Raw genomic sequence first — 24924 nt, forward strand, 5'->3', positions numbered from 1 at the left:
CGCGTTACGCCGTCAGCAACTGATTCATGCGGCGGATAAACTGGTTAGGATCGTCCAGCGTGCCGCGCTCGGCCAGCAGCGCCTGATCCAGCAGCAGTTCAACCCACTCCGCAAAGCGCGCTTCATCCTGGGTATCAGCCACGCGTTTCACCAGCGTATGCTCCGGGTTGATCTCAAAGATGTACTTCACTTCCGGCACATCCTGACCGGCCGCGGCGAACAGCTTCGCCATCTGCGTGGTCATTTCGTTGGCGTCAGTGGTGACAATCGCCGGCGTGTCGGTGAGGCGATGGGTCAGGCGCACCTCTTTGACGCGCTCGCCCAGCAGGGTTTTCACGCGATCGACGAACGGCTCCAGCGCTTTTTCCGCTTCCTTCTGCGCTTCCGTCTCTTCATCCGCCAGCTTGCTCAGCGACTCATCCGCTTTGCTCACCGACTGGAACGCTTTGCCATCGAACTCCGTCAGGTAGCTCATCATCCACTCGTCGATACGATCGGACAGCAGCAGGACCTCGATGCCTTTCTTACGGAACAGCTCCAGATGCGGGCTGCTTTTCGCGGCGGCATAGCTGTCGGCAGTGATGTAGTAAATCTTCTCCTGCCCTTCAACCATGCGGCTAACGTAATCTTCCAGTGAAACGGTCTGCGCCGCGCCTTCGCTCTGGGTGGTGGCGAAACGCAGCAGTTTAGCAATCGCCTCCTGGTTGGCATGATCTTCCGCCGGGCCCTCTTTCAGCACCAGACCGAACTCTTTCCAGAACTGCTGATATTTCTCTGCGTCGTCTTTGGCCAGTTTTTCCAGCATCTGCAGGCTGCGTTTGGTCAGCGCGGCGCGCAGGCTCTGCGTGACGCGGCTGTCCTGCAGGATCTCACGGGAGACGTTGAGCGGCAGATCGCTGGAATCTATCAGGCCACGCACAAAGCGCAGGTAGTTCGGCATGAACTGTTCCGCGTCATCCATGATGAAGACGCGCTGCACGTACAGCTTCAGACCGTGCTTGCTGTCGCGGTTCCACATGTCGAACGGCGCACGCGACGGGATGTACAGCAGACTGGTGTACTCCTGCTTACCTTCGACGCGGTTGTGGCTCCAGATGGCCGGATCGCTGAAATCATGAGCGATGTGTTTGTAGAACTCGTTGTACTCTTCGTCGCTGATTTCGCCTTTGTTGCGCGTCCACAGCGCCTGGGCTTTGTTGATCTTCTCCCAGGTGACGGTATCGTTCTCTTCGTCTTTGGTCTCGATCTCCACCGGCAGCGCGATGTGATCGGAATATTTGCTGATCACGTTGCGCACGCGCCACGCATCGAGGAAGTCATCTTCGCCTTCACGGAAGTGCAGCGTAATTTCGGTGCCGCGATCGGCTTTCTCAATCTCCGCCAGCGTATACTCGCCTTCGCCGGCGGATTCCCAGAACACGCCTTCGTCGGCTTTGGCGCCCGCAGCACGGGTGCGTACCGTCACTTTGTCAGCCACGATAAACGCCGAGTAGAAACCGACGCCGAACTGGCCGATCAGCTGACTGTCTTTTGCCTGATCGGAACCCATCGATTCCAGAAACGCTTTGGTACCGGATTTCGCGATGGTACCGAGGTTTTCAATCACCTCATCACGGCGCATCCCGATGCCGTTATCGCTCAGCGTCAGCGTGCGTTTTTCCTTGTCGACCGAGATACGCACGCGCAGGTCGCCATCGCCTTCGTACAGATCCGGCGTCGACAGTGCGCGGAAGCGCAGCTTGTCAGCCGCATCGGAGGCGTTGGAGATCAGTTCACGCAGGAAAATCTCTTTGTTTGAATAGAGGGAATGGATCATCAGATGCAGAAGTTGTTTTACCTCTGACTGGAAGCCACGCGTCTCTTGTCCTTTCATGGTCATTGCTACCTCAACAGAATCGGGGTTGATCAATTGTTGAGAGTGAAATGGGGATGGTGGGAAGAATTTCAAGCCGGTATCGCAGCAGGATACCGGCAAGTGGTCAGAATTTAATCTTGTGCCGTCCGGCAAGCGAGTGCGACAGCGTTGTGCCGTCGACCATTTCCAGTTCACCGCCGACCGGAACCCCGTGCGCAATGCGGCTGGCGTCAACGCCATACTGGCCGCACAGCTCGGCGATATAGTTAGCCGTGGCTTCGCCTTCCACCGTTGGGTTGGTGGCAAGGATCACTTCCTGCAGCGTCTCACGTTCGAGGCGCTGCTCCAGCCGATCCAGGCCAATGTCCTGCGGGCCGATGCCGTCCAGCGGCGACAGATGGCCCATCAGCACAAAGTAGCGACCGCCAAACTGGCCGGTCTGCTCGATGGCGTGGATATCCGCCGGGCTCTCCACCACGCAAATCTGGCCGTTTTGCTGACGGCGGGGATTGGCGCAGATGGTGCAGATCTCCTGCTCGGTGAAGGTGCGGCAGTCGGAACAGTGGCCGATTTCTGCCATGGCGCGGGTCAGCGCCTGCGCCAGACGCATGCCACCGCTGCGATCGCGCTGCAACAGATGAAACGCCATGCGCTGCGCCGATTTCGGGCCAACGCCCGGTAAACAGCGCAGCGACTCCATCAAAGCTTCAAGCAGTGGACTGGTTTGCATCAGAACGGCATCTTGAAGCCAGGCGGCAGCTGCATACCGGCAGAGACGGATGCCATCTTCTCTTTCTGCGTTTCATCAATACGGCGCGCCGCGTCGTTAAACGCCGCAGCGATCAGATCTTCCAGCATCTCTTTGTCATCTTCCAGCAGGCTGGGATCGACTTCCACGCGGCGGCAGTTGTGCGCACCGTTGATGGTCACTTTGACCAGGCCAGCCCCTGATTCGCCGGTGACTTCCAGTGCGGCGATCTCTTCCTGAACTTTGGCCATTTTATCCTGCATCTGCTGGGCCTGTTTCATCAGGTTGCCCAATCCGCCTTTACCAAACATAGTTTTCTCTCTCTGCTGGGGCTGCGCGCAACGCTGCGCGACAGCGTGATCATACGGGTCGGATACTCTCTTCATCCAGGTCCGCATCAAAGAAGCGACGCAGCGTCTGAATGTGGGTATCGCTTTCGATCGACTGACGCGCCTGCGCCAGTTTCTCTTCATAAATGGCCTGACGCCACTCCAGCGGCGTCAATACCGCCGGATTATCGTCTTCCACGATGGTCAGTTCAACCGTCTGCCCGGCCGCCTGGCTCAGCGCGTCCTGAATCGCCTGGCGCGCCGGGGCAGAGTTGAGATGACGCTGGCTGCTGCGCAAATGCAGCGTCACGCCCTGCTCATTCACCTCTTTCCACGCGTTCAGCGCGACCTGCTGGACCAGCTTCGGCAGCGTCAGCGTGGCGATTTCCGCCGCCCAGGCATCGCGCTGCAGCGCCTCTTCCGCCAGTTTGAGCGCCAGCTCTGGCGTTTTCTCATGCTCCAGCGCAGAACGCAAGGCTTTTGGCGTCGCCACCGGCTCCGGCTTGATCTCCTCCTGCTGCTGGGCTTTCCAGCGATACGCTTCCGGTTTCGCCGGCGCTTTTACCGCCGGTTCAGACGCGCGCTGTTGCACGCGCTCGGTGACGCTTGCCAGACGTTCCAGCGCCGGGTTTGCCGGCCGCGCGGAACGCGCTGCCGGCTCACTCTTTTTTGCTTTGCCGGCTCCCTGACGCAGCAATTGCGTCCGCGCCTGTAACAGCTGACTGGTGGCGTCGGGCAAGTTATCCGGGGCCGGTGCCATATCGGGATAATCATCGGCCGGCGGCGGCGACTCATCCATCGGCGGTGCCATCTGCGGCTGCGCGGCCACAGCGGGTGCGGCTTTGGTCTGAGGCGCTGGCGCGGCAACGGCCGGCGCGGCCTGCGGCGTCAGCGACGGGCGCGCCACCGGTTCAGCGATGGTGGCCTGCGGATGAAACGCCAGTGCACGCAGCAGCGTCATTTCCACGCCGAGCCGGCGATCCGGCGCCAGCGGCAAATCTTTGCGCCCCATCAGCAGCGTCTGATAATAGAGCTGAACGTCAGCAGGCGGCAGCACGCGCGCCAGTTCGCGCAGGCGCTGCGCCTGGCTGGCATCATCTTCGCCAAGCGAGCTGGGCAGCAGCTGGACCATCGCGATACGGTGCAGCAGACGCAGCATCTCCACCAGCAGCGCCTCCCACTCCACGCCGCGCGATGCGGCCTGATTCAGCAGCGCCATCACCTGTTCGCCGTTGCCTTCCACCAGCGCTTCAATCAGCGCCAGCGGCTGTTCATCATCCAGCGTGCCCAGCATTTGCGCCACGCTGTCGCGCGTGACGCTGCCCTGCCCCATGGCAATCGCCTGATCGGTGAGGCTGAGCGCATCGCGCATACTGCCGTCGGCGGCGCGAGCCAGCAGATGCAGCGCGCGCGGCTCGGCGTCAATCTGCTCCTGCTGCAGCACGTGCGCCAGCTGCTGCTGAATCTGTTCGACGTCGAGGGCTTTCAGGTGGAACTGCAGGCAGCGCGACAGAATGGTTACCGGCAGCTTCTGCGGATCGGTGGTCGCCAGCAGGAATTTCACATGCGACGGCGGCTCTTCCAGCGTTTTCAGCAGCGCATTAAAGCTGTGGCGCGACAGCATGTGCACTTCATCGATCAGATAGACCTTAAAGCGCCCGCGCGCGGGTGCATACTGCACGTTATCCAGCAGGTCGCGCGTGTCTTCCACTTTGGTGCGCGAGGCGGCATCGATTTCGATCAGATCGACAAAGCGCCCCTGTTCAATCTCGCGACAGTTATCGCACTGTCCACAGGGCGTGGCCGTGATACCGGTTTCGCAGTTGAGGCCTTTAGCCAGCAGACGCGCAATCGAGGTTTTCCCCACGCCGCGCGTGCCGGAAAACAGATAGGCATGATGGATGCGTCCCAGTGACAACCCGTTGGCCAGCGCCATCAGCACATGTTCCTGACCGACTACGTCGGCGAAAGCCTGGGGACGCCATTTTCGCGCAAGTACCTGATAGCTCATGTGGATTCAATCACTGGAGTTGTTTAACCTGGCACAGCAGCACGCTCAGTTGCGCCGATTCTGCCGTGGGACTTAGGGGAAAAATGCGGTGACGCAAACCCTGTTTATTTTGACAGGAGTGTAACAGCCACAGCCGGATATGCCTATACCCGTGATACGTTGCGCGCTGCGCTTCAGGGCGGAATACGCCTGCCAGGGAGTGCGAAGAGAGGCGCCGCCGGGCATCAAGGCTGGCGGCGCGATGGCCTTAGTGGCCGGGGAAATTGACCAGGCTGTAGCAGTCGATACCCAGCGCGTTCAGGCGCGCTTCGCCGCTTAAATCAAACAGGTTGATCACGAACGCGGCGTCTTTAACTTCACCGCCCGCACGACGAATCAGTTTCACCGTGGCTTCAAGGGTGCCGCCGGTAGCCAGCAGATCGTCCACCACCAGCACCACATCGCCGGGTTTGATGGCGTCTTTGTGCAGTTCCAGCGCGTCTGAACCGTACTCCAGTTCATAGCTTTCGCTGAAAGTTTCACGCGGCAGTTTGCCCGGTTTGCGCACCGGCACAAATCCCACGCCCAGACCCAGCGCAACCGGCGCCCCGAACAGGAAGCCACGCGCTTCGGTGCCCACCACTTTGGTGATGCCTTTATTACGATAACGCTCCACCAGAATGGCGATCGCTGCGGCATACGCCTGCGGATCTTCCATCAGACTGGTGACGTCACGGAACAGGATGCCCGGCTTCGGATAGTCAGGAATGCTTTTGATGCTGTTTTTGATCAGTTCAAGCTGCTGCGCAGTTGCGGTCATAAAGGTTACGCCTGGAAAAATATCTAAAACGCGCAGCTTCCACAGCGCCAATACCCGGAAACCGGGTTAAGCGAAGTCGTTTCTCAAGGGGAAGCCACGCACGAAGATGCCCAAATCTAAGCAAACAGCCGGCTAAATGCAACCCTGATGCTACGGTTCGTGCGGGTTCGCACTTTCTGCTACAACCGGGATGCGCCACAGCATGAGCAACAATAGCGCCAGCATCACACCGAGCAGGATGCGCAGCCACAGCAGCTTCACCAGCCAGATTGAAACCGCAAAGGTGATGACAATCAGCAACATAGCGCGGCTTTTGGCACCGGGCGGCATGGCGCGATGCTGCTGCCAGTGGCGCAGATAGCGGCCAAACGGCGAGCGCCACAGCAGCCAGTGATGAAAGCGCGGCGACGAGCGGGCAAAACACCAGGCGGCCAGCAACACGAATGGCGTGGTCGGTAGTAAAGGTAATACAATGCCCAGCGTGCCCAGCACAATCGCCAGCCAGCCAAGGCTTAACAGTAAAATGCGCTGCATGCCAGATGCCTGAAAAATGTCACAACAGCGCTACGTTAACACAGACGGAATCGAAGTGATGCCTCAACTGCCCGCCCAACAGCGTCTGCACGCAATGATTGACACGCTGCGCCAGCAGATTGCGCAGCAGCCGGACGGTAGCTGCCGTCAGCCGCGCTTTGACGCGCAGCTGTTTCGCTGCAAAGGCACGCGGCTGGCTGACTATCTGCAAGAGCTGCAGCACAATGCGGCGCAGCTCGCGGCGTCCGACAGTGATGCGTCGCGCCGCCAGTGGCTGGCGCAGAAGGTGCTGGACCAGATTGCCGCGCTGCAGCGCGAGTGCAGTAGCCAGCAACTGCGCGTGGTGCGTGAACGGCCGCGTCGCGATCCGCTGCAGCCGAAGCGTGATGAGTACCGCGGCTACGAAACGCGACTGCTGGCCATGCTGCAGCAGCGCGAACAGCACCTGGCGCGCGCTGAAACGCTGAGCGTGCAGCAGCAGCTGATGCGCGAGGTGGAGATTCTGCAGGAGCGGCTGGCGCGCTGCCGCGCCGCGCTGCATAAACTGGAGATCGCGGCGCAGCCGTAAGCCTTTCGCTTTCCTCTATACTGGAAACAGCGCTGACGGGAGGAGAAGCATGACCCTTATCATCTGGATTATTATTGGCCTGGCTGCCGGCTGGCTGAAGCGGAGGGTGTTTCCCGGCCGTCCCGGCGGACTGGTGCCGACGCTGGTGCTGGCGGTAATCGGCGCGCTGATTGGCGGCTACATCGCCACGTATTTCACCACGGGTGACCTCGGTACGCTGCATCCGACGGGCTTCGCCGTGGCGCTGGCGGGTGCCCTGCTGATGCTGCTGGTCGCCGCTAAACTACGTATTTAGGAGACACTATGACGCTGGATACCGCGCCGGACGACATCAAGCTGGCGGTCGATTTAATTCAGCTGCTGGAGGAAAACCAGGTGCCCACGGCCACGGTGCTGGCTGCGCTGGCGATTGTCCAGCGCGATTACGAGCAGAAGCTGGCGGCCGAACGCACCGCTTAGCGCGTGCCGGCGAGCGTCGGGCTCAGGCGCAGCATATCAATAAAGGCCTCGACCACCTGCGGCGCTTCACTCACCAGATCAAAACTTTGCGGATTGAACAACCAGCTCTCCATCATGCCGCTGATGTAGCCGCGCATCAGCAGCGCCGCCTGGCGGGTGTTGAGGCTGGCCGGAAGCTGCCCGGCCTCGATACAGCTGCGCAGCACCTCTTCGATGCGGTCATAACACGCCTGCAGCAGCCCCTGCTGCATCGCCATTAACGTCGACATTTCGCCAACGAACTCACATTTATGGAAGATAATCTCCATTAATGCGCGTCTTTGTGGATCCTTTGCTGTGGCTTCAAGGATATAGATCAGCATCGAACGCATTACAGAAAGTGGATCGCCAGGGTATTTTGTCTGATACTCAAGTTCCACATCGTCGAGCCCGGCGTCGCAGCGCAGCCAGATCTCCTGTAACAGATCGGCTTTATTTTTAAAATGCCAGTAGATAGCGCCGCGCGTGACGCCAGCGGCCGCGGCGATATCCGCCAGTGAGGTGGCGGCCACACCGTGTTCAGAAAAGTGAGCTAAAGCGGCATCCAGAATTTGATGTCGCGTTTCAAGTGCTTGCGCTTTGGTTTTTCGTGCCATAGAGGACTGTTTTTACAAACTGGCAAGTTTACATACATTTGTGAATGTATGTACCATAGCACGACCCGTGTTTTAACGCAGCAATGGGTTTAACGGTTTGTGATCCATTGATCATTTGATATCGGACACTAGAGGTTTATTTATGAATAAAAACAGAGGATTAGCGCCTCTGGCGGCCGCCGTGATGCTTACAGGCAGCTTTTTGTTAACAGGATGTGATGATAATAAATCCCAGCAAGCCGCCCAGCAGCAGCCCCCGGAAGTGGGTGTTGTCACGTTAAAAAACGAGCCCCTGAAAATCACCACCGAACTGCCAGGCCGTACTTCGGCGTTCCGCGTGGCTGAAGTGCGTCCGCAGGTGTCAGGTATCATTCTCAAGCGTAATTTTGTTGAAGGCAGTGATGTTAAAGCCGGCGATTCGCTGTACCAGATCGATCCCGCCACCTATCAGGCCGCGTACGACAGCGCAAAAGGCGATTTAGCCCAGGCTCAGGCCAACGCGCGCGTTGCCCAACTGACGGTGAATCGTTACAAGCCACTGCTGGGTACCAAATATATCAGTCAGCAGGACTACGATAACGCCGCGGCCACCGCCGCGCAGACCGCCGCAGCCGTGCAGGCGGCGCAGGCCAATGTGGAAACCGCCCGCATTAACCTGGCGTATACCAAAGTGACCTCGCCAATCAGCGGCCGCATTGGTAAATCCTCGGTGACGGAAGGTGCGCTGGTGTCGAACGGCCAGACCACCGCGCTGGCGACCGTGCAGCAACTCGACCCGATGTACGTCGACGTGACCCAATCCAGCGATGATTTCCTGCGCCTGCGCGGCGAGCTGGAGTCTGGTCAGCTGAAGCAGAACGACGGCAAAGCTAACGTTACCCTGCTGATGCAGAACGGTAGCGCATACAGCCAGCCGGGCACACTGGAATTCTCTGATGTTACCGTGGATGAAACCACTGGTTCGATTACCCTGCGCGCGATTTTCCCGAATCCGGATCATCGTTTGCTGCCGGGCATGTTCGTGCGTGCACGTCTGGATGAGGGCACTAACCCGACGGCGCTGCTGGTACCGCAGACCGGCGTAACCCGCACGCCAACCGGTGAAGCCACCGCGATGGTCGTGGGCGCGGATAATAAAGTCGAAGTGCGTAAGATTACCGCGAACCAGGCGTTTGGCGACAAATGGCTGGTGACCGATGGCCTGAAAGAGGGCGATCGCGTGATTACCGTCGGTATTCAGCGTGCTAAACCGGGTGCTCAGGTGACGCCGCAGGAAGTCAAAGATGATGCCAAAGCCGCACCGGAATCTCAGTCTGCTAAATCATCGTCATAAACAGGAGCCGTTGATACATGGCTAAGTTCTTTATCGATCGCCCCATTTTTGCCTGGGTGCTTGCCATCATTATTATGCTGGCGGGTGCGCTATCGATTATCAAACTGCCGATCGAGCAATATCCCAACGTTGCGCCGCCGGCAGTTGAAATCCAGGCATCTTATCCGGGTGCAGATGCGAAAACGCTACAGGATTCGGTAACGCAGGTTATCGAACAGAATATGAACGGCATCGACGGGCTGATGTATATGTCCTCGAGCAGTGACTCTTCTGGTACGCTGACGCTGACGCTGACCTTCCAGTCTGGTACTGACGCCGACATTGCTCAGGTGCAGGTGCAGAACAAACTGCAGCTGGCAATGCCGCTGCTGCCGCAGGAAGTACAGCAGCAGGGGATTCAGGTGAAAAAATCCTCCAGCAGCTTCCTGATGGTCGCCGGTTTCGTCAGCGAAGATGGCAGCATGACGCAGAACGACATCTCAGACTACGTAGCGTCGAACATCAAAGATCCGATCAGCCGTACGCCTGGCGTCGGCGATACTCAAGTGTTTGGTGCGCAGTATGCGATGCGTATCTGGCTCGATCCGCACAAGCTTAACAACTACCAGCTGACGCCGGTGGATGTGATCAGCGCGCTGCAAACCCAGAACACCCAGGTGGCCGCCGGTCAGCTGGGCGGTACCCCACCGGTGCCAGGTCAGCAGCTTAACGCTTCGATCATTGCCCAGACGCGTCTGACCTCGACCGAAGAGTTCGGCAACATCATGCTGAAGGTCAATCAGGACGGCTCACAGGTGCGCCTGCGCGATGTCGCGAAGATTGAACTCGGCGGTGAAAACTACGAGATCATTGCCCGCTATAACGGCAAACCAGCCTCCGGTATCGGTGTCAAACTGGCGACCGGCGCCAACGCGCTGGATACCGCCGACGCGGTGAAAGCGGAACTGGCCAAGCTGGAACCGTTCTTCCCGGCCGGCATGAAAACCGTTTACCCGTACGACACCACGCCATTCGTTAAGATCTCCATTTTCGAAGTGGTGAAAACGCTGTTCGAAGCCATCGTGCTGGTGTTCCTGGTAATGTATCTGTTCCTGCAGAACTTCCGCGCGACGCTGATTCCTACCATCGCCGTGCCGGTGGTGCTGCTGGGGACCTTTGCCATCATCAGTGCCTTTGGCTACTCGATAAACACCCTGACGATGTTCGGCATGGTGCTCGCCATCGGCCTGCTGGTGGATGACGCTATCGTGGTGGTGGAAAACGTTGAGCGCGTCATGGCGGAAGAAGGATTACCGCCGAAAGAAGCCACCAAACGCTCGATGGAACAGATCCAGGGCGCGCTGGTTGGCATCGCGCTGGTGCTGTCAGCGGTATTTATCCCAATGGCGTTCTTCGGCGGCTCAACCGGGGTGATTTATCGTCAGTTCTCGATCACCATCGTTTCGGCGATGGCGCTGTCGGTGCTGGTGGCGTTGATTCTGACGCCAGCGCTGTGTGCCACCATGCTGAAGCCCATCAAAAAAGGTGAACACGGCAAAACCACCGGTTTCTTCGGGTGGTTTAACCGCCTGTTTGATAAGAGCACCAACCATTACGTCGACAGCGTCGGCCACATTGTGCGCAGTACCGGTCGCTATCTGCTGATTTATCTGCTGATTGTGGTCGGCATGGCTTACCTGTTCCTGAAACTGCCTACCTCGTTCCTGCCGGAAGAGGATCAGGGGCTGTTACTGGCGCAGGCGCAGCTGCCTGCCGGTGCGACTCAGGAACGGACGCAGAAAGTGCTGGATCAGGTTACGGATTACTTCCTGACCAAAGAGAAAGACAGCGTGAATTCGGTGTTTACCGTTAACGGCTTTGGCTTCGCCGGTCGTGGACAGAACACCGGTATCGCCTTCGTCAGCCTGAAGCCATGGGATGAGCGTGGTGATGCCAGCCTGAAAGTGCCGGCGATTGCCGGACGTGCAATGCAGGCGCTGGGTCAGATTAAAGATGCCATGGTGTTCCCGTTCAACCTGCCGGCCATTATCGAACTGGGTAACGCCACCGGTTTCGACTTCCAGCTGATCGATCAGGGTAACCTCGGCCATGAGAAGCTGACCGCCGCGCGTAACCAGCTGTTTGGCATGATTGCCCAGCATCCGGATACGCTGGTGGGCGTGCGTCCAAACGGGCTGGAAGATACGCCGCAGTACAAACTGATTATCGATCAGGAAAAAGCGCAGGCGCTTGGTGTGTCGCTGTCTGACATCAACACCACGCTGGGTGCGGCCTGGGGCGGTTCTTACGTCAACGACTTCATCGACCGTGGTCGCGTGAAGAAAGTGTACGTGATGGGTCAGGCCGACTCGCGCATGCTGCCGGATGACATCAGCAAATGGTACGTGCGCAATAGCGCCGGGACCATGGTGCCATTCTCAGCCTTCTCTTCGGCGAAGTGGCAGTATGGTTCACCGCGTCTGGAGCGTTACAACGGTCTGCCATCAATGGAGATCCTGGGTCAGGCGGCGCCGGGCAAGAGCTCGGGTGATGCCATGAACCTGATGGAGAGCCTCGCCTCGAAGCTGCCTGCGGGTATCGGCTACGACTGGACCGGCATGTCCTATCAGGAACGCCTGTCCGGCAACCAGGCGCCTGCACTGTACGCCATTTCGCTGATTGTGGTGTTCCTGTGTCTGGCCGCGCTGTATGAGAGCTGGTCGATTCCGTTCGCGGTCATGCTGGTGGTGCCGCTGGGTGTGATTGGCGCCCTGCTCTTCACCACGCTGCGCGGTCTGAGCAACGACGTGTACTTTGTGGTGGGTCTGTTGACCACCATTGGTCTCTCGGCGAAGAACGCCATCCTGATCGTCGAATTCGCCAAGGATTTGATGGAGAAGGAAGGCAAAGGGCTGGTCGAGTCGACGCTGGAAGCCTCACGTATGCGTCTGCGTCCGATTCTGATGACGTCGCTGGCGTTCATCCTCGGCGTACTGCCGCTGGCGATCAGCAGCGGTGCCGGCTCCGGCGCACAGAACGCCGTCGGTACCGGCGTGATGGGCGGGATGGTGACGGCCACCGCGCTGGCGATCTTCTTCGTGCCGGTGTTCTTCGTGGTGGTGCGCCGCCGTTTCAGCAAGAACAAGTCTGAGCTGGAACAGGGCCATCCGGTCGATCACCCTCACTGATAGTTTCTCTCTGCTAAAAGGCCGCGCAAGCGGCCTTTTTTATTGCGCACTCTCCTGCCCGCACGTTCCATGACAAACCCGCACCGGACGCGTGGTTGCAATCCTGCGGCGCGAGGTTCATAATATTGTTATATTATAACATTACACGAGAGCGCTATTATGAAACCAAACATTCATCCGCACTACCGTCCTGTGGTGTTCCACGACACCACCGTCGACGAATACTTTAAAGTCGGCTCAACGATTCAGACCGATCGTACCATCCAGTTTGAGGGCGAAGAGCTGCCGTACGTCACGCTTGATGTGTCGTCGAAGTCGCACGTTTACTACACCGGTAAACAGAAAGAGTTTGCCAAAGAGGGCAGCGCCGCGCGCTTCAACAAGCGTTTTGGCAGTTTCCTGACGCGCAGCAAATAACCGGAGTTCAGCCACATGCAAGTTGTCAGTTCATTGCGGTCTGCCAAGACCCGTCACAAAGATTGCAAAGTCGTGCGGCGTAAAGGTCGTATTTATGTGATTTGCAAAACCAACCCGCGCTTTAAGGCGGTGCAGGGAAGAAAGAAAAAACGTTAGGAAAGTGTCGTGATAATTGGCCGGGATGCTCCCCGGCCTTTTTTTTACTTCATGCTGTGCAGCAGAGTTTCCACGTTGTGCTTAAACGCCGCCTCATAGGTGGGCGCCGGCCCGCTGGCCGCTGACAGCGCTTCCGGATAGAGCTCGCCACCGGGTTGCGCACCGGTTTCACTGGCGATCTGTTTCACCAGACGCGGATCGGTCTGGTTCTCCATAAAGTAGGTGGTGATATGCTCGGCCCGGAGCTGTTTGATGATAGCGGCGACATCGCTGGCGCTGGCTTCCGCTTCGGTTGAGAAGCCCACCGGCGCGAGGAACGTCACGTCGTATCGCTGGCCGAAGTAGCCAAAGGCATCATGGCTGGTGAGTACCTTGCGTTTACTTTGCGCCACGCCGGCAAATTCACTTTTGGCCCAGCTATCCAGCTTCTGCAACTGCTGAATATAGCGTTCACCGCTGTGACGGATGTCGGCAGCATCATCCGGATCGGCTTTGATCAGCGCGTTCATCACGTTGGTGGCGTAGATCACGCCGTTGTGCATGCTGTTCCACGCGTGTGGATCGGTGATGGTTTTGCCATCCTCCTCCATTTTGCGCGTATTGACACCATTCGAGGCGACCACCACCGTGCCCTTGTAGCCGGACGCGCTAATCAGCCGGTCCATCCAGCCTTCCATGCCCAGCCCGCTGACGAACACCACATCGGCCTGCGCCAGCGCCTGGCTATCCTGCGGCGTCGGCTCAAAGGTGTGCGGATCGCCATCCGGGCCCACCAGCGATTTCACCTTAACGTGATCGCCGCCGACCTGTTTAACGATGTCAGCCAGCACGGTAAAACTGGCTACGGCATCAACGGTTTTTGCCAGCGTCAGCGGGCTAATCAGCATCGCGCCAATCGCCAGACTCAACGGTAACTTCTTCATACCTATCCCCTTGTCATCTTATTATCGACGGCGCAGCAGGCCGCCACATGGTCCTGTCAACACAGACAGCAAAAACAGTACGGCCGCACTCAGTACCACCGCCGGTCCGGCAGGCAGCGCATAGTGCCAGGAGAGCAACAGGCCGATAAAGGCGGCAATCAGCGCCAGCAGCATGGCAATCGCCAGCATGCGCGTAAGGTGACGGCTCCAGAAGCGCGCGCTGGTGGCGGGCAGCATCATCAGCCCAACGGACATCAGCGTGCCGAGCACCTGAAAACCCGCCACCAGATTCAGCACCACCAGCGTGAGGAAAATGCCGTGCACCAGCGGTGCGCTCCATCTCCCCTGCGCACGCAGAAAATCAGGATCAAAGGCATCAATGACCAGCGGCCTGAAGATCACGGCCAGCATCAGCAGGGTGAACGCGGCGATGCTGCCAACCAGCACAATCGCGCCGTTATCCACCGCCAGCAGCGAGCCGAACAACACGTGCAGCAGATCGACACTGGAACCGCGCAGTGATACCAGCGTGACGCCGAGCGCCAGCGAACCCAGATAGAAGCCGGAAAAGCTGGCATCCTCCTTCAGGTGGGTGTAACGGCTGACCGCACCGGACAGCAGCGCCACCGCCAGCCCGGCAATCAGGCCGCCAATGCCCATCGCCACCAGCGACAGGCCGGACACCAGATAGCCGATGGCGGCGCCCGGCAATACCGCATGGGACAGCGCATCGCCCACCAGGCTCATACGGCGCAGCGAGAGAAAGACGCCGAGCGGCGTCGCACTGATCGCCAGCGCCATGCAGGCCACCAGCGCCCGGCGCATAAAACCAAACTCAATAAACGGCTGGAGTAACGTCATGACGCCACCCGACACAGCCGCGGTTGCTGCGCACTGTCGCGCTCATCCAGCGACAGCACGTCACGAAAATGGCGCGCCACCAGTAGCTTGTCGTGCAGCACCACCAGCAGCGTGGTGCCCGCCCGCTGCTGCTGTTCGAGAATCGACATCAGTAAGGTTATCGTCGGCGTATCAATGCCGTTGAAGGGTTCATCCAGCAGCCAGAGCTGACTGCGCTGGAGCATCAGGCGCGCAAACAGCACGCGCTGCAACTGCCCGCCGGAGAGCATCGCGGGCTGCGCAGTGGCGAAGTCGCGCATCTGCACCGCCTCCAGCGCGGCATCAATCTCCTGCCTCAGCGCACGCGTGATGCCACCGAACCAGCCGCAGCGTGGCCAGCAGCCCATTGCTACCAGCTCATAGACGGTGAGCGGGAAGCGGGTGTCCAGCTCGCTGCGCTGCGGCAACCAGCCCAGCGCTTTTCGCGGCAGCTGCAGTTCACAGCGTCCCGCCACCGGCGGCAGCAGTCCGGCGATAGTTTTGAGCAAGGTTGATTTGCCCGTTCCGTTGGCCCCGACCAGTGCCGTCATACTGCCGGCCGCCAGTTCGCCATTCACCACCGGCGTCACCGCCCTGCCCTGATAGCCGCCCTGCAGACGATGAAAACGCATCATTGGTGCAGGCCCCAGAAGATGGCTAAAGCCAGCAGGCTACTCAGCAGTAGCGCTACCAGCAGGCGCCCGCCGAGCGAGAGAAGTAATCCACTGTGATTCATGATAGGCAACCAAAATGTTATAACATAACAATATACTACCTGATGGCATCATCGCGACGCGCGGACGAAAGTGTTTCAAAAGTTGATCAGCGGCGATACGCCTGGGCGATTTGTGCCATCAAGCCAGCGCCCATCGCAGCAATCGCCCTTTCTGTTTACCAATGGCTTGCAATGTCCGGGCTGAAAGCCAATGATAGAACTCTCCTTGCTTTTTACGGGATGCAGAATGCAGTCTATTATTCATAGTGATATTGATGTGAATGAGGATGATTGCGGCAAGTTACGCCAGATTATCCAGGGGAATATTCTCAAAATAGCCCAGGACCTTGCCGGCGATTTACAGTGGTATTCTCAAAACGCGCAATTAGTTCCGGACAGTTTTACCATTATTTCCATTCAGCCCGTCGGCCACAAACGATTTAAAATGCTTTACGATTTCACGTGGGATTTATTTAATCCCTGCCTTGATTTAAATGAAACCTTTACCCAACGTGAAGAAGTTATGTTCCAGACAACGCCCGGTGCACTGGTGTTTGAGGTGATAGACAATACCCGCCCGTCACCGTGCGACGAATTGTAATATTTAGTAATTGGGTGAGCAAAACTAATGATTGTGGATTATATTTAAAAGGTCGCTGAATTCTTTTTATTCGTGATCGCTCCCTGGTAGCTTTTCCAAATCTCGCCGCGTCGCGGTAACTGTGCTCGCTATGGAGGGGAAAAAGATGGACGAATACTCACCGAAACGGCATGATATTGCCCAGCTTAAATTTCTGTGTGAGAACCTGTTTGACGAAAGTATGGCGACGCTAACCGACAGCCATCACGGCTGGGTTAATGATCCCACTTCGCCAGGCAATTTACAGCTCAACGATTTGATTGAGCATATCGCCTCTTTCACGATGAATTACAAAATTAAGCATGTTGAAGATGAAGCGCTGATTACGCAAATCGATGAATATCTTGATGATACCTTTATGCTGTTTAGCAGCTATGGAATCAATACCCAGGATCTTCAACGGTGGCAACGTTCAGCAAAACGCTTATTTAATCTGTTTGCCGAAGAGTGCGCTTATCTCCAGCAACCCAGCCATTCCTTTTAGCATCAGAGTGAGACCGGTTTATTTATGAGCAACCCAGCCTTAACCAAAACAGACTATTTGATGCGACTGCGTCGTTGTCGCTCAATTGACACCCTTGAACGGGTGATTGAAAAGAACAAGTATGAATTACCCGATGATGAGTTAGCGGTATTCTACTCCGCAGCCGATCACCGTCTGGCCGAGCTGACCATGAACAAGCTCTATGACAAAGTGCCCGGATCTGTCTGGAAGTACGTCCGCTAAGTTTTCTCCCCGCAGGTCGTTTCGTTACTCACCTTTATTTCCACGGATGACAGGCAGGCAAAGGAGTGCCGATACGGTGCTGTGCCGCATTGCGCGCAGGGATTTTGCATGGGCAGAAATGGTGGAGGCCCTGCCAGCTACATCCCGGCACACGCGTCGCCTGCTGCGGCTGCTTCCTTCCGGACCTGACCGAGTTCACAAGTTAGCGTTGCGGGAGAACCAACAGGGCCCCCATTGACGAGCTCTCATGTTGAGAGCGCTGGCATTATCGGGGAAGCCCCTGGCAATTGCAAGCGCAGGCCGGGCAACCGTTGGTTTCTTGAACAGGCCGGCGGCAAAACCCTGCTGATAGCCGCAATCGCATGCTAAAGTGGCGCTTTTCCCGCAGACGAGGTGCGTCAGTGAGTGAACAGAGCAATTTTTCCGAGCGCGTCTGGCAAATTGTTGCCGCTATTCCTGCCGGTAAAGTGACGACCTACGGCGATGTCGCACTGCTGGCCGGTTCACCGCGTGCCGCACGTCAGGTGGGCGGCGTGCTGCGGCGCCTGCCGCCAGGCAGTAAACTGCCGTGGTTCCGCGTGATTAATCGTCATGGTCGTATTTCGCTGCAGGGCGATGATCTTTTTCGTCAGCGCGATGCGCTGGAAGCCGAAGGTATTGAAGTGAGTGATGCGGGAGAAATTGAACTGGCGAAGTATCGCTGGGAGTATTAATGCAAGCGGTGCAAAATGTGGCCCCCGAGCCCGCAGCCGTTACGTAAAGCCGCTGTCTCGTCCCTGATCGCTCGGCACACGCCATCCCTGGCGTGTGACGCTTTACTTCACGGCAGCGGACCCGGGAGCCTGTCTGCTGCGATGGGTGTGTTACAGACTGGTTGGTGCCGGCACGGAGGCTGACGGCGTAACCTGCGTTGGCGACGTCGAAGGCACGGTGGTAGCAGCGCCCGGCTGGGTTGGCATCGCCATATTGGTCACCGGTACCAGCAGCAGTTCCGCTTTCGTTCCACCCTGATTAATCACCGGTTTCACCGTATCGGTGATAAACGCCAGCTTGCCGTCGATGGTGATCGCTGCGCTCAGCAAAATGCGCGCGTTCGGCTGGATATCGGCCGGGTTAAAGGGCAGCACAAACTGGAACGGCGCCTGTTTGCCCTCGGTGCGAACCACACGCTGTGACAGCACTTTGGACGGCGCGTCCGCCAGTGACGCATCGGCCAGCGTCACGGTCAGCACCGCATCCGGCGGCAGCGCAATACGCTGGCGAATATAGACGGAACCGCTTACGTTCGGCTGGGCAATCGCCGACGGCTGCCCGGCCACGCTGGCGCCTAAAGTTGGCGTCGGCACGGGTTTACTGTGATCGGCACAGCCTGTGATTGCCACCGCCAGTGTCATACCGCTAATTACATGCCAGAGTTTCATCGATGTCGTCTCCTTGTGAACACTATGATTGTCGGCGGTAAATTTATTGGCTGGGTTTTCAACCGCCGATTGCTGTTAATTCTGGCACAAAAATCCGCTTTGCGCCTGAAGCCCCGCCATCCTGCTGAAAACCGGGTAAAAGCGTTGCGCAAACTGGTCGGATCTTTCACACTGACGCCATTGGCATCACTGAGGAATCCGTTATGAGCCAGGCACTGCACAACCTGCTTAATTTATTGAATCTGGAAAAACTGGAAGAGGGTCTGTTTCGCGGCCAGAGTGAAGATCTCGGGCTGCGCCAGGTGTTTGGCGGCCAGGTGGTGGGACAGGCGCTGTATGCGGCAAAACAAACCGTGCCGGAAGCCCGTATTATCCACTCCTTCCACAGCTACTTTCTGCGCCCGGGCGACAGCCAGAAAGCCATTATTTACGATGTGGAAACCCTGCGCGACGGCAAAAGCTTCAGCGCCCGCCGCGTCAGCGCCGTACAAAACGGTCAGCCGATCTTCTACATGACCGCCTCCTTTCAGGCACCGGAAGATGGCTTCGAACATCAGAACAGCATGCCGCAGGTGCCCGGACCCGATAACCTGCCCTCCGAGCAGGATCTCGCCCACCGGCTGGCTGCGCACCTGCCGCTCAAGCTGAAAGAAAAATTCCTCGCCGAGCGCCCGCTGGATATCCGTCCGGTGCAGATCCACAATCCGCTGAAAGGCCACGTTGATGAGCCGCTGCGCCAGGTCTGGGTGCGTGCCAATGGCCAGCTGCCGGACGATCGCCGCATTCATCAATATCTGCTGGGCTACGCTTCCGATCTCAACTTTCTGCCGGTCGCGCTGCAGCCGCATGGCAAAGGCTTCCTTGAGCCGGATATGCAGGTAGCGACGATTGACCACTCCATGTGGTTCCACCGTCCATTCGATCTCTCGGAGTGGCTCCTGTACAGCGTGGTAAGCACCTCAGCGTCGGGCGCACGCGGCTTCGTGCGCGGTGAGTTCTTCAGCCAGGACGGCACGCTGGTGGCGACGACGGTGCAGGAAGGGGTAATGCGTCAGCGCGAAGCATAAAAAAAGGGGCGATTATCTCGCCCCGTTCTCATCATTATAGTTATAGCGCACTGCTCTTCTGCCAGCCGGCACTTACTGGTTGTAAGCGTTCTCGCCGTGGCTGTTCACATCCAGACCTTCACGTTCCTGTTCTTCCGGTACGCGCAGGCCAACAATCATATCTGCCAGCTTGAAGCCGATGAAGGCGACCACGCCAGACCAGACGATGGTCAGGCCACAGCTGAACAGCTGAACCCAAACCTGATGGCCCATAGTCACGCCTTCTGCGTAGCCGACGCCGCCCAGTGACGAGGAGGCAAACACGCCGGTCAGGACACAACCGAGGATACCGCACACGCCGTGCACACCGAACACGTCGCACGGGTCATCCACGCGCAGCCATTTCTTCAGCGTGGTCACACCCCAGATACCTGCAAGGCCACCGGCCAGACCGATAATCAGTGCGCCGCCGACGCCGACATAACCACAGGCTGGCGTGATGGCAACCAGACCGGCGATGAAGCCAGAAGACGCACCCAGCAGTGAAGGCTTACCGCGCAGCGCCCACTCACCGAACACCCACGACAGCACGGCACCCGCAGTGGCCACCACGGTATTCAGGAAGGCCAGCGCCGCGATTTCGTTAGCGGAAGACGCAGAACCGGCGTTGAAGCCGAACCAGCCAACGTACAGAATCGCGGTACCGGTAAACACCATTGGCAGGTTATGCGGTTTGAACGCTTCTTTACCGAAGCCAGCACGCTTGCCTACCAGGTAAGCACCAACCAGACCCGCAACGGCGGCGTTGATGTGCACCACGGTACCGCCAGCGAAGTCCAGCGCGCCATCCTGTGCCAGGAAGCCGCCAGCCCACACCATATGTGCGATAGGCAGATAGGCCAGCGTCAGCCACACCAGCACGAAAATCAGTACCGCCGAGAAGCGAATACGCTCAGCCAGCGAACCAACAATCAGCCCCACGGTGATACAGGCGAAGGAAGCCTGGAACGCCACGTGAATGTACTGATAGAAGCTGCCCATCACCGCTTTCAGCTCGATATTTTTCAGCATCGCCCACTGGAAGTTACCGAAGAAGGCGTTGCCTTCGCTGAACGCCAGCGAGTAGCCGTAGACGATCCACAGTACGCATACTAACGCGAACGTCACCGCGACCTGCGTCAGCATCGACAGCACGTTTTTGCCGCGAATCAGGCCGCCGTAAAACAGGGCAATGCCGGGAATTGTCATGAACAGTACCAGCGCGGTACAAATCATCATAAACGCGTTATCGGCTTTATCCGCTACGGCAGGCGCAGCTGCCATCGCAAGAGACGGTAACAGCGCCAGGCTGGTGAGGCCCAACTTAGTCATTACTTTATTCATTTCTTTCCATCCCATCACAATTCAGAGCCCCAGTTACAGTGCTGCTTCGTCGGTCTCGCCGGTACGAATACGAATCACGCGCTGCAGTTCTGCGACGAAAATTTTGCCGTCGCCAATTTTGCCGGTGTACGCGGCTTTGCTGATCACATCCACCACTTCATCCAGCTGATCGTCCGCAATCGCAATATCGATTTTTACTTTTGGCAGGAAGTTAACGCTGTACTCGGCACCGCGGTACAGTTCTGCATGGCCTTTCTGACGACCGAAGCCTTTCACTTCGGTCACGGTCAGGCCCTGAATGCCAATGGAGGATAAGGCTTCACGCACGTCCTCCAGCTTAAATGGTTTGATTACCACGGTAACCAGCTTCATACGTTCCCCTCCGGATATAAAAATAGGTGAGTCTTCGCGGACACGCAGAGAGTTAAGCAAAGGCTGTGCCACAAATGGCAAAAGTGGGCGCTAAGGCTGCCGGGCGCAGAGTATCGCGCTCCGGTATGGCGTAACGGGCAAGGTTTTCATTCGGAAAAACAGAAAGGTGGGACTTTACTGCACTCCTTTGGTGCTTGCGGCCTCAAAGGAGTGCATCAATACAGAACATTCCGATAAATCTGCGCAAAAAAGGTGCAAATCACCCCTCTGCCGTTGCGGGTATGCCCGCCGCGAGTTCATCGCCAGCCTGCTGCAGCTGGTACATCTGCCAGTAACGGCCCTGCTGCGCCAGCAGTTCGGTGTGCGTACCGCGTTCGACTACCTGACCACGGTGCAGCACCAGAATCTGATCCGCTTCGGTGATGGTGGAAAGACGGTGAGCAATCACCACCAGCGTGCTGTGCTGGCGCAGCGTGCGCAGCGCCTGCTGAATCGCCTGCTCGGTGCCTGAGTCGATATTGGCAGTGGCCTCATCGAGGATCAGAATCTGCGGCAGCGACACCAGCACGCGCGCCAGCGCCAGCAGCTGTTTCTGCCCGACCGACAGCGTGTTCCCCTGCTCACCGAGCCGGGTATGAATGCCGTCGCGCATCGCGCGGGCCAGCGGTGCCAGCTGCACCTTCTCCAGCGCACGCCACACGTCCTCTTCGCTGATATCGCGTCCCAAACGCACGTTGGCCAATAGCGTATCGGCCAGTACCACCGGATCCTGTTGCACCATCGCCACGCTGCCGCGCAGCGCATCGTGCGTCAGCTGGCGCAGCGGGCGGCCATCCAGTTCTATGCTGCCGCGCGTCACCGGATAGTAGCCCATCAGCAGATTGGCTAAGGTGCTTTTGCCGCTGCCGGTGTGGCCGACCAGTGCCACGAAGCCGCGCGCCGGCACCTCGAGGTTGATATGGCTGAGCACGTCGCGGTTGTCGCGGTAGGCAAAGCTGACATCGCGCAGGGTGATACGCCCGGAAGCCAGCGGCTGAGCGTCACTGCCGTAGCCCTGCTGCGCCGCATCCATCAGTTCAAAAATACGCTCGCCCGACACCACCGCCTGCTGCAGCATTGACTGCTGCGTGGTGAGTTCGATCAGTGGCTCGTTAAGGCGGCCAAGATACGTGATAAAGGCGTAAAGCACGCCAACCTCAAACACGCCCGGCGTAGCAAAGCTGAACAGCATCAGCAGACCGCACAAAATCAGTGCAGAAAACAGGCTGAGCAGCGGACGCAGCAGAAAGCCGTCCAGCCGCAGCGTCTCCATCCGCGCCAGATAGTGCGATCGGCTGGCTTCGCCCATGCGCTCGCCAAAGCGCGCCTGCTGGCGAAACTGCTGGATCACACTCATGCCGTTAATCACTTCGTTGAAGCCATTATTGATCTCGGCCAGATAGCTACGTACGCGGCGCGCAATCGGCGTGCTGTAGCGCTGATAGATCAGCATCACCGTTAACACCAGCGGGAAAATCACCAGCGCCACCAGCGCCATACGCCAGTCGAGTGCAAACATCGCCACCAGCATCGCGCCAATCAGCGCAGCGCTGCGCAGCACAGTGGCTACTACCGTGACGTAAAGATCTTTGATCACTTCGGTGTCGTTGGTGACGCGCGAAATAATCTGCCCTACCGGCTGGGTATCGAAGGCACTGAGCGGCTGGCGCAGCGCCGCATTCATCACGTCGACACGCAGCTGCTGCACAACGCCAATCGCCGCGCGGTTAAACAGCAGCGCCTGGAAATAGTGCAGACCCGCTGCCAGCAGCTGTAGCAGCACAAAGCCCACCAGCAGCCCGGCCACGATGCCCCACGGCATCTGGTGTTTAGCCACCAGGTTATCGATAAAATAGCTCACCAGCACCGGGCCGGTGACTTCGGCAGCGGCAGCGATCCACAGCATGCCGACGGCCAGCCACAGCGATTTGCGCCACGGTTTACCGTAAGCCAGCAGGCGTTTCAGCGTTGGCCATAAGCGTTGCGATTTAGCCATGGTCGGCTCCCTGTTCTGACTCGTCCTCATCCAGCGCGGCTTCCAGCTGCTGATAGCGATACATATCGCGATACCAGCCCGGCTGCGCCGCCAGCGTATCGTGATCGCCACGCTGTGCCACTGCGCCCTGCTGCAATACCAGAATCTCGCTGGCTTCGGTCAGCGCCGACAGCCGATGAGCGCTGATGATCAGCGTGCGCCCTTTTCCCCACTGGCGCAGGTTATGCAGGATTTCATGTTCGGTACGGCCATCAACCGCCGACAGCGCATCGTCGAGGATCAGAATCTCCGCGTTGAGCAACAGCGCACGCGCAATGGCGATGCGCTGTTTCTGCCCGCCAGAGAGCATGACACCGCGCTCACCCACTTCGGTAGCGTACCCCTGTGGCAGACGCAGAATGTCATCGTGCACGCAGGCCATCTGCGCCACGCGCTCGATCTCTTCCTGCGTTGCCTCCGGGCGGCCCAGCGCCAGGTTATTCGCAACGGTATCGGAAAACAGGAACGGCGTCTGGCTGACCACCGCCAGCCGGCTGCGCCAGCTGTCCAGCCGCAGCTGCGGTAGCGGAATGGCGTGATAGCAAATCTCGCCCTGATCGATATCAAAATGGCGCTGAATCAGGCTCAGCAGCGTGCTTTTGCCGCAGCCGGTAGGCCCGCACAGCCCAAGCATCTGCCCCGGTTGTAGCTGGAAATGCACGTTGCTCAGCACCGGCGCGCTGCTCGCCGGATAGTGGAAGGCGCGGATCGCCACCTGCAGCACGCCCGCATCCGCCGGCAGTGGCTGCTGACCATCCTCAACCGCAGGCGCTTCCGCCAGCAGCGCACCAATACGGCTCCATGCCGCGCTGCCGCGCTCGACGATGTTAATCATCCACGCCAGCGCCAGCATCGGCCAAATCATCAGCCCTAAGTACATGACGAAGCTGGTGAGCTGCCCGAGCGTCAGTGAACCGTGCCACACCATCCAGCCGCCACCGCCAATCGCCAGCAAATTCGAAAAGCCCACGGCGATATAAATGATGGGATCGAAGCGCGCATCGACGCGCGCCACGTGCAGATTTTTGCGGCCGGTGTCGCTGGCGATATCGGCAAACTGGCTCGACTGATGATCTTCCAGGCCAAAGGCTTTGATCATGCGGATGCTGGTCAGGCTCTCCTGCGTTTGATCGTTCAGGCTGGAGAACGCCGCCTGCGCCACTTTGAAGCGCTGATGCAGGCGCGCGCCGTCTTTCTGGATCACCAGCGCCATAATCGGCATGGGAATCAGCGCCAGCAGCGTCAGCTCCCAGCTGATCTGCACGCTCATTACCGCCAGCACGACCAGCCCCATCACCAGCGAATCCACCAGCGTCAGCACCCCCTCACCCGCGGCAAACACCACGCGATCGACATCGTTGGTCGCGCGCGCGATCAGATCGCCGGTACGGTGGCGCAGGTAAAACGCCGGATGCTGGCGGCTAAGCTGGCGGTAAAAATCTTCGCGCAGCTCCACCGCCAGCTGGTAAGAGGCGCCGAACAGCAGCACGCGCCAGACGTAGCGCAGCAAATAGACAATCACTGCGGTCACCAGCATCACGCCGATCCACAGAAAAATTTCGCCGCGCGTCAGGCTGTGCTGGGTCACGCCGTCGACAATCACGCCGACCAGATGCGGAGGCAGCAGCTGCAGCAGCGCAATGATAATCAGCAAGCTGATGGCGCCCAGATAGCGCCGCCACTCGCGCAAAAAATACCAACTTAACTGGCTGAATAATCGCACAAAACAATCT

Annotated in this window: 28 protein-coding genes, 1 other RNA gene and 1 other annotated feature; of the genes, 13 read left to right on the top strand and 16 right to left on the bottom strand. The window is 58.4% G+C overall.

From position 1 onward, the window contains the following. Positions 1-4: 4 nt before the first annotated feature. The 6 genes from htpG to AC6I7J_RS14395 all read right to left on the bottom strand — a co-directional run bounded on the left by htpG (position 5) and on the right by AC6I7J_RS14395 (position 6276). On the bottom strand, positions 5-1873 hold the full coding sequence (gene htpG, locus AC6I7J_RS14370) for a molecular chaperone HtpG (protein WP_185749251.1): 1869 nt from the start codon (positions 1871-1873) through the stop codon (positions 5-7). A 106-nt stretch (positions 1874-1979) separates the two neighbouring features. Then, positions 1980-2585 (bottom strand): recombination mediator RecR, encoded by a 606-nt coding sequence (gene recR, locus AC6I7J_RS14375; RefSeq protein ID WP_031279660.1) that lies wholly within the window; start codon positions 2583-2585, stop codon positions 1980-1982. Then, entirely contained in the window at positions 2585-2914 is a 330-nt protein-coding gene (locus AC6I7J_RS14380; protein WP_010616869.1) for a YbaB/EbfC family nucleoid-associated protein, read from the bottom strand. Before AC6I7J_RS14380 ends, recR begins: the two co-directional genes overlap by 1 nt. A gap of 49 nt (positions 2915-2963) precedes the next feature. After that, a complete protein-coding gene (gene dnaX / locus AC6I7J_RS14385) occupies positions 2964-4943 on the bottom strand; it encodes a DNA polymerase III subunit gamma/tau (RefSeq protein WP_498006012.1) in 1980 nt (659 codons plus the stop codon). Next, positions 3561-3622, bottom strand: a sequence feature (DnaX frameshifting element). (Overlaps the previous gene by 62 nt.) 247 nt (positions 4944-5190) lie before the next feature. After that, positions 5191-5742 (bottom strand): adenine phosphoribosyltransferase, encoded by a 552-nt coding sequence (gene apt / locus AC6I7J_RS14390; RefSeq protein ID WP_031279659.1) that lies wholly within the window; start codon positions 5740-5742, stop codon positions 5191-5193. 150 nt (positions 5743-5892) lie between these two features. After that, positions 5893-6276: a DUF454 family protein gene (locus AC6I7J_RS14395; RefSeq protein WP_058775241.1), complete on the bottom strand. Its 384-nt coding sequence runs from the start codon at positions 6274-6276 to the stop codon at positions 5893-5895. A 58-nt stretch (positions 6277-6334) separates the two neighbouring features. On the opposite strand from AC6I7J_RS14395, the gene priC reads away from it, so the two are divergent. The 3 genes from priC to rsmS are packed head-to-tail and all read left to right on the top strand — an operon-like array spanning position 6335 to position 7303. Then, positions 6335-6844: a primosomal replication protein PriC gene (priC, locus tag AC6I7J_RS14400; protein WP_021507214.1), complete on the top strand. Its 510-nt coding sequence runs from the start codon at positions 6335-6337 to the stop codon at positions 6842-6844. A gap of 49 nt (positions 6845-6893) precedes the next feature. Continuing rightward, on the top strand, positions 6894-7139 hold the full coding sequence (locus tag AC6I7J_RS14405) for a GlsB/YeaQ/YmgE family stress response membrane protein (protein ID WP_010616865.1): 246 nt from the start codon (positions 6894-6896) through the stop codon (positions 7137-7139). Between the two features lie 8 nt (positions 7140-7147). Next, positions 7148-7303, top strand: coding sequence for a pleiotropic regulatory protein RsmS (gene rsmS, locus AC6I7J_RS14410; RefSeq protein ID WP_021507212.1), 156 nt, complete (start codon positions 7148-7150; stop codon positions 7301-7303). Here the strand turns inward: rsmS and acrR are convergent. Then, positions 7300-7938, bottom strand: a complete 639-nt coding sequence (acrR, locus tag AC6I7J_RS14415) for a multidrug efflux transporter transcriptional repressor AcrR (protein ID WP_031279658.1) — start codon at positions 7936-7938, stop codon at positions 7300-7302. The two genes, rsmS and acrR, sit on opposite strands and share 4 nt — an antisense overlap. Positions 7939-8080: 142 nt before the next feature. Between acrR and AC6I7J_RS14420 the strand changes: the two genes are divergently transcribed. The 4 genes from AC6I7J_RS14420 (at position 8081) to ykgO (ending at position 13011) form a co-directional block, all read left to right on the top strand. Then, a complete protein-coding gene (locus tag AC6I7J_RS14420) occupies positions 8081-9271 on the top strand; it encodes an efflux RND transporter periplasmic adaptor subunit (RefSeq protein WP_058757947.1) in 1191 nt (396 codons plus the stop codon). 17 nt (positions 9272-9288) lie between these two features. Further along, positions 9289-12438 carry a multidrug efflux RND transporter permease subunit AcrB gene (locus AC6I7J_RS14425; protein WP_021507209.1) on the top strand — a complete coding sequence of 1050 codons (3150 nt, stop codon included), beginning with the start codon at positions 9289-9291 and terminating at the stop codon, positions 12436-12438. 159 nt (positions 12439-12597) lie between these two features. After that, complete coding sequence (locus AC6I7J_RS14430; protein WP_021507208.1) at positions 12598-12855, top strand: type B 50S ribosomal protein L31; 258 nt, start codon at positions 12598-12600, stop codon at positions 12853-12855. A 15-nt stretch (positions 12856-12870) separates the two neighbouring features. After that, a complete protein-coding gene (gene ykgO, locus AC6I7J_RS14435; RefSeq protein ID WP_010616859.1) occupies positions 12871-13011 on the top strand; it encodes a type B 50S ribosomal protein L36 in 141 nt (46 codons plus the stop codon). A 44-nt stretch (positions 13012-13055) separates the two neighbouring features. Here the strand turns inward: ykgO and AC6I7J_RS14440 are convergent, their stop codons facing one another. The 3 genes from AC6I7J_RS14440 to AC6I7J_RS14450 are packed head-to-tail and all read right to left on the bottom strand — an operon-like array spanning position 13056 to position 15448. Further along, complete coding sequence (locus AC6I7J_RS14440) at positions 13056-13934, bottom strand: metal ABC transporter substrate-binding protein (RefSeq protein ID WP_498006014.1); 879 nt, start codon at positions 13932-13934, stop codon at positions 13056-13058. Positions 13935-13955: 21 nt separating this feature from the next. Then, a complete protein-coding gene (locus AC6I7J_RS14445) occupies positions 13956-14795 on the bottom strand; it encodes a metal ABC transporter permease (protein WP_058775239.1) in 840 nt (279 codons plus the stop codon). Further along, a complete protein-coding gene (locus AC6I7J_RS14450) occupies positions 14792-15448 on the bottom strand; it encodes a metal ABC transporter ATP-binding protein (RefSeq protein WP_021507205.1) in 657 nt (218 codons plus the stop codon). The genes AC6I7J_RS14445 and AC6I7J_RS14450 overlap by 4 nt, the downstream gene beginning before the upstream one ends. Before the next feature lie 327 nt (positions 15449-15775). Between AC6I7J_RS14450 and AC6I7J_RS14455 the strand changes: the two genes are divergently transcribed. From AC6I7J_RS14455 to AC6I7J_RS14465, 3 genes are all read left to right on the top strand, one after another. Further along, positions 15776-16129: a hypothetical protein gene (locus AC6I7J_RS14455; RefSeq protein WP_031279656.1), complete on the top strand. Its 354-nt coding sequence runs from the start codon at positions 15776-15778 to the stop codon at positions 16127-16129. Between the two features lie 145 nt (positions 16130-16274). Then, the gene (gene tomB, locus AC6I7J_RS14460) at positions 16275-16652 is read left to right on the top strand and encodes an Hha toxicity modulator TomB (RefSeq protein ID WP_021313568.1); all 378 of its coding nucleotides are present in this window, start codon (positions 16275-16277) and stop codon (positions 16650-16652) included. Positions 16653-16676: 24 nt separating this feature from the next. Beyond that, entirely contained in the window at positions 16677-16895 is a 219-nt protein-coding gene (locus tag AC6I7J_RS14465; protein WP_021507203.1) for an HHA domain-containing protein, read from the top strand. 128 nt (positions 16896-17023) lie between these two features. Here the strand turns inward: AC6I7J_RS14465 and ffs are convergent. Next, an RNA gene (gene ffs / locus AC6I7J_RS14470) (signal recognition particle sRNA small type) lies at positions 17024-17120 on the bottom strand. 176 nt (positions 17121-17296) lie between these two features. Here ffs and AC6I7J_RS14475 point away from each other — a divergent pair. Continuing rightward, on the top strand, positions 17297-17608 hold the full coding sequence (locus tag AC6I7J_RS14475) for an MGMT family protein (protein ID WP_021507202.1): 312 nt from the start codon (positions 17297-17299) through the stop codon (positions 17606-17608). A 150-nt stretch (positions 17609-17758) separates the two neighbouring features. Here AC6I7J_RS14475 and AC6I7J_RS14480 read toward each other — a convergent pair whose 3' ends face one another. Further along, positions 17759-18316, bottom strand: a complete 558-nt coding sequence (locus AC6I7J_RS14480; protein WP_021507201.1) for a YbaY family lipoprotein — start codon at positions 18314-18316, stop codon at positions 17759-17761. A 24-nt stretch (positions 18317-18340) separates the two neighbouring features. On the opposite strand from AC6I7J_RS14480, the gene AC6I7J_RS14485 reads away from it, so the two are divergent. Both AC6I7J_RS14485 and tesB read left to right on the top strand, forming a co-directional pair. Continuing rightward, the gene (locus tag AC6I7J_RS14485) at positions 18341-18523 is read left to right on the top strand and encodes a hypothetical protein (RefSeq protein WP_498006017.1); all 183 of its coding nucleotides are present in this window, start codon (positions 18341-18343) and stop codon (positions 18521-18523) included. Further along, complete coding sequence (gene tesB / locus AC6I7J_RS14490) at positions 18520-19383, top strand: acyl-CoA thioesterase II (protein ID WP_088516247.1); 864 nt, start codon at positions 18520-18522, stop codon at positions 19381-19383. The genes AC6I7J_RS14485 and tesB overlap by 4 nt, the downstream gene beginning before the upstream one ends. A gap of 72 nt (positions 19384-19455) precedes the next feature. On the opposite strand, the gene amtB is transcribed toward tesB, so the two are convergent. The 4 genes from amtB to AC6I7J_RS14510 form a co-directional block, all read right to left on the bottom strand. Further along, positions 19456-20745, bottom strand: a complete 1290-nt coding sequence (amtB, locus tag AC6I7J_RS14495; RefSeq protein ID WP_058757951.1) for an ammonium transporter AmtB — start codon at positions 20743-20745, stop codon at positions 19456-19458. Positions 20746-20778: 33 nt separating this feature from the next. Further along, the gene (gene glnK / locus AC6I7J_RS14500) at positions 20779-21117 is read right to left on the bottom strand and encodes a P-II family nitrogen regulator (protein ID WP_007886947.1); all 339 of its coding nucleotides are present in this window, start codon (positions 21115-21117) and stop codon (positions 20779-20781) included. Positions 21118-21376: 259 nt separating this feature from the next. Then, positions 21377-23152, bottom strand: coding sequence for a SmdB family multidrug efflux ABC transporter permease/ATP-binding protein (locus AC6I7J_RS14505; RefSeq protein WP_127833758.1), 1776 nt, complete (start codon positions 23150-23152; stop codon positions 21377-21379). Then, positions 23145-24914 (bottom strand): SmdA family multidrug ABC transporter permease/ATP-binding protein, encoded by a 1770-nt coding sequence (locus AC6I7J_RS14510; RefSeq protein ID WP_215480086.1) that lies wholly within the window; start codon positions 24912-24914, stop codon positions 23145-23147. Before AC6I7J_RS14510 ends, AC6I7J_RS14505 begins: the two co-directional genes overlap by 8 nt. Positions 24915-24924: the final 10 nt, after the last annotated feature.

This window comes from Type-C symbiont of Plautia stali (genome assembly GCF_059730935.1).